The organism is Pseudomonas sp. PS01299, from assembly GCF_029960145.1.
GTDB classification, from domain to species: domain Bacteria; phylum Pseudomonadota; class Gammaproteobacteria; order Pseudomonadales; family Pseudomonadaceae; genus Aquipseudomonas; species Aquipseudomonas putida_A.
In genome coordinates this window covers 1-3,792 of record NZ_JASCPO010000363.1, presented here as the reverse complement: position 1 = coordinate 3,792, position 3,792 = coordinate 1, and the positions used below count along the sequence as shown (strand labels likewise).

4 protein-coding genes are annotated in these 3,792 nt (G+C 60.9%); 2 read left to right on the top strand and 2 right to left on the bottom strand.

The features are described 5' to 3' along the window. Positions 1-101 precede the first annotated feature (101 nt). Together QMX91_RS29660 and QMX91_RS29655 are read right to left on the bottom strand one after the other, a co-directional pair. Positions 102-1,451 carry a heavy metal sensor histidine kinase gene (locus QMX91_RS29660; RefSeq protein ID WP_282413808.1) on the bottom strand — a complete coding sequence of 450 codons (1,350 nt, stop codon included), beginning with the start codon at positions 1,449-1,451 and terminating at the stop codon, positions 102-104. After that, positions 1,451-2,131 carry a heavy metal response regulator transcription factor gene (locus tag QMX91_RS29655; protein ID WP_134786948.1) on the bottom strand — a complete coding sequence of 227 codons (681 nt, stop codon included), beginning with the start codon at positions 2,129-2,131 and terminating at the stop codon, positions 1,451-1,453. Before QMX91_RS29655 ends, QMX91_RS29660 begins: the two co-directional genes overlap by 1 nt. Positions 2,132-2,285: 154 nt before the next feature. Between QMX91_RS29655 and QMX91_RS29650 the strand changes: the two genes are divergently transcribed. Continuing rightward, positions 2,286-2,819, top strand: coding sequence for a cupredoxin family protein (locus QMX91_RS29650; RefSeq protein ID WP_223009016.1), 534 nt, complete (start codon positions 2,286-2,288; stop codon positions 2,817-2,819). A 61-nt stretch (positions 2,820-2,880) separates the two neighbouring features. After that, a complete protein-coding gene (queF, locus tag QMX91_RS29645; RefSeq protein WP_003226566.1) occupies positions 2,881-3,711 on the top strand; it encodes an NADPH-dependent 7-cyano-7-deazaguanine reductase QueF in 831 nt (276 codons plus the stop codon). Positions 3,712-3,792: the final 81 nt, after the last annotated feature.

Sequence of the window (3,792 nt, the reverse complement as noted above, 5' to 3'; positions counted from 1 at the left end):
TAATCTCTATTACCGCTATCGCGAGCAGGCTCACTCCTACAGGGGAATGCATTTCAACTGTAGGAGTGAGCCTGCTCGCGAAGGGGCCGGACCTGCTGGCCTCAATTCCCCTTGGGCAACTCAATCACAAACCGCGTCCACCCCGCAGCCGATTCGCAATGAATCTGCCCACCATGCGCGCGGACGATCGATTGGGTAATCGCCAGCCCCAGCCCCGCATGTTCACTGCTGCCTTCCTGCCGCGCCGGATCTGCTCGATAAAACCGGTCAAACAGCCGTGGCAACAACTCTGCCGAAATGCCTTCGCCACTGTTCTCCACCGACACCTGCGCTATGTGCGGTTGATCGACGATGGACAGGCGCACGCTGCCTGACGCCGGGGTGAAGCGCAGCGCGTTATCCAGCAGATTCGACAAGGCCCGGCGCAACATATTGCGATCACCTTCCATGCGCGCATGACCTTCGCGGCTCAGTGTCACCCCGGCGTCCTCGGCCAGTGGCGCGAAAAACTCCAGCAACACATCGCTCTCATCCGCCAATTCCAGTGCCTCACGCTTGGGCATCAGCAAACCGTGATCAGCCTTGGCCAGATAAAGCATGTCGTTGACCAGTTGCGCCATCCATTGCAGTTCTTCGAGGTTGCTGTGCAGGGCTTCGCGGTAATCCTCGATCGGTCGCGGGCGGGTGAGGGTGACCTGGGTGTGGGTCAGCAGGTTCGACAGCGGTGTGCGCAGTTCATGGGCGATGTCGGCAGAGAACGCCGACAGCCGCTGAAACGAGTCGTCGAGGCGTCCGAGCATGGCGTTGAAGCTGTGGGCCATTTCCGCAAGCTCCGGCGGCATTTGCGCTTCCGGCAGTCGGGCGTTGAGCGAATGTGCGGAAATCCCACGGGCGACTGCGCTCATACGGCGCAACGGACGCAAGCCGCTGCGTGCGGCCCAGGCGCCGAGCAGCGCGGTGGCCAGGGCCGACAAGCCGACGGTCAGCCAGATCAGATGCTGCATGCGCTGCAGGAAGTGCTGGTGATGAGTGATGTCCAGCAGCAGCGTCAGTTGCGGCGAATCGGGTTGCTCTGGATCGAGCGGGGCGTTGAGCACGCGGTAGTCGGCGCCGTCATGGCTGATGGTCGACAGGCCCGGCTGTTGCGGCAAGTCCTGCGGTAAATTGATCGAGCTGTCGTACCAGCGCTGGCCGTCACTGCCGGTAATACGCAGCGCCAGATCGGCCTGACGGCTCAGCTCATCCGCCAGCCGCGCCTCACGCTGAACGGGTTGCACATCCTGCAAGGCTCGGCGCAAACCGATCAGCTTGCCGTCCAGCAATTGCTGATCGAGCTCAATGAAGTGCGCCTCGCTGGCGCGGCTGAACAGCACCCCGGCGAATAGCGAGACCACGGCGGTGCAGGCGGCAAACAGCAAGGCCAGACGAGAACTCAGGGACAGGCGACGCATCAGGCCGGACGCTCTTCAAGCACGTAACCCATGCCGCGCACGGTGTGGATCAGTTTATTGGGGAAGTCATCGTCGATCTTCAGGCGCAGGCGCCGGATCGCCACTTCGATCACGTTGGTGTCGCTGTCGAAGTTCATGTCCCAGACTTGCGAGGCAATCAGCGATTTCGGCAGCACTTCACCCTGACGGCGCAGAAGCATTTCCAACAGGGCGAACTCCTTGGCGGTCAGGTCGATGCGCTGACCGCTGCGCTCGACGCGGCGGCGGATCAGGTCCAGACGCAGATCGGCCAGTTGCAGGCTGGTTTCCTGGGGCAGGGCGCTGCCCCGGCGCAGCAGGCTGCGCACCCGGGCCAGCAGTTCGGAGAAGGCGAAGGGTTTGACCAGATAATCGTCGGCGCCGAGTTCGAGGCCGTGCACCCGGTCTTCCACGGCGTCCTTGGCGGTGAGAAACAGTACCGGCGTGTCGAGGCCGGCGTTGCGCACCGCCTGCAGAATCTGCCAGCCACTGCGCCCGGGCAGCATCACGTCGAGAATCAACAGCGCATAATCCCCGTTCAACGCCAGTTGCTGACCGCTGACGCCGTCGGCCACCAGTTCTGTGTTGAAGCCGGCCTCGGTCAGGCCCTGGCGCAGGTAGTGGCCGGTTTTCGGTTGGTCTTCGACGATCAGCAGTTTCATGGGCGACTCGGGTTGTAGGAACAAAAGCGTTATACCGTGGGAGCAGCCGACACACGCCAACCTGACAAAGTTGTAATCTGCCTGTCAGGTAGCTGCCAGCGCAGGCGGGCTAGAGTTTCCCACAGGCTGAACCTTATCTTGTTGGAGTATGACTATGTTTTTGCGCAACCCTCTGGCCGTCGCCGCCTGCTTGCTAGCGCTGAGTTCACCTGTCTGGGCCGCTCCCGCGCACACTTATGATTTTGGCCAACCGGCTCCAGCAGCCAAGGCTACTCGCAGCATTGAAGTTGTACTGAACGACATGTCGTTCGATCCCAAGGCGATTCAGGTCAAGGCCGGTGAGACGGTTCGCTTTGTGCTGGTGAATAAAGGCCAGTTGCTGCACGAATTCAACCTCGGTGACGCCGCGATGCATGCCCAACACCAGCAGGAAATGTTGCAGATGCAGCAAAGCGGCATGCTCACGCCTACCGGCATGAAAGAAATGTCCCACGACATGGCGGACATGGATCACGGCAGCATGGACCACGGCATGAAGCACGACGACCCCAACAGCGTGCTGGTCGAGCCGGGCAAGACCGCCGAGCTGACCTGGACCTTCAGCAAAGCCACCAGCCTGGAATTTGCCTGCAATATTCCCGGTCACTACCAGGCGGGCATGGTCGGCAAACTGACTGTCAGTCAGTAAGCACTCAAAGGCGGGCGCAAAGGCTGATAGAATCCGCTGATTCTTCAGTCAGGTTTCCGCCATGCATCCCGCAGCCGAACATTCGCCGCTGGGCAAATCCAGCGAATACATCGCCACGTACACGCCGTCCCTGCTGTTCCCGATTCCGCGCACCGCGAAATGGGCCGAGCTGGGCCTGACCGCCGAAACCCTGCCCTATAAAGGCGTGGATTTCTGGAATTGCTTCGAACTGTCGTGGTTGTTGCCATCGGGCAAGCCGGTGGTGGCGATCGGTGAATTCAGCATTCCGGCGGATTCGCCGAACATTATCGAATCGAAGTCGTTCAAGTTGTACCTGAACTCGCTGAATCAGACACCGTTTGCCGATATCGCCAGCCTGGAGGCGACGCTGGTCAAGGACCTGTCGGCCGCTGCCGGCAAACCGGTCGGCGTACGGGTACGCAGCCTGAAGGACGTCGAGGCCGAAGGCGTCGTGGCGTTGCCGGGCGTGTGCATCGACGATCTGGACATCAGCGTCAGCAACTATGAGCATCCGCGTCCGGAACTGCTGCGTTGCGATGATTCGCGGATTGTCGAAGAGAGCGTGCATAGCCATCTGCTCAAATCGAACTGCCCGGTGACCAGTCAGCCGGACTGGGGCAGCGTGGTGGTGGAATATCGTGGCGCGGCGCTGGATCACGCCAGTCTGCTGGAATACATCGTCAGCTTCCGCCAGCACTCGGACTTCCACGAGCAGTGTGTGGAGCGGATTTTCCTCGACCTGCAGCGTTTGCTGAAGCCGGAGAAGCTCACGGTGTTTGCGCGCTATGTGCGTCGCGGCGGGCTGGATATCAACCCGTATCGCAGCACCGAAGCGGTACAACTGCCGAATCACCGCCTGGTCCGTCAATAAACATCTGAATTGTGGGAGCGGGCTTGCTCGCGAAAGCGGTCTGTCAGTTGATGATGCATTGGCTGACAGACCGCTTTCGCG

Bases quoted from the DNA above. Each gene is read 5' to 3' on its own strand.
- QMX91_RS29660 (WP_282413808.1), bottom strand. From the start codon at position 1,451: ATGCGTCGCCTGTCCCTGAGTTCTCGTCTGGCCTTGCTGTTTGCCGCC.
- queF (WP_003226566.1), top strand. From the start codon at position 2,881: ATGCATCCCGCAGCCGAACATTCGCCGCTGGGCAAATCCAGCGAATAC.
- QMX91_RS29650 (WP_223009016.1), top strand. From the start codon at position 2,286: ATGTTTTTGCGCAACCCTCTGGCCGTCGCCGCCTGCTTGCTAGCGCTG.
- QMX91_RS29655 (WP_134786948.1), bottom strand. From the start codon at position 2,131: ATGAAACTGCTGATCGTCGAAGACCAACCGAAAACCGGCCACTACCTG.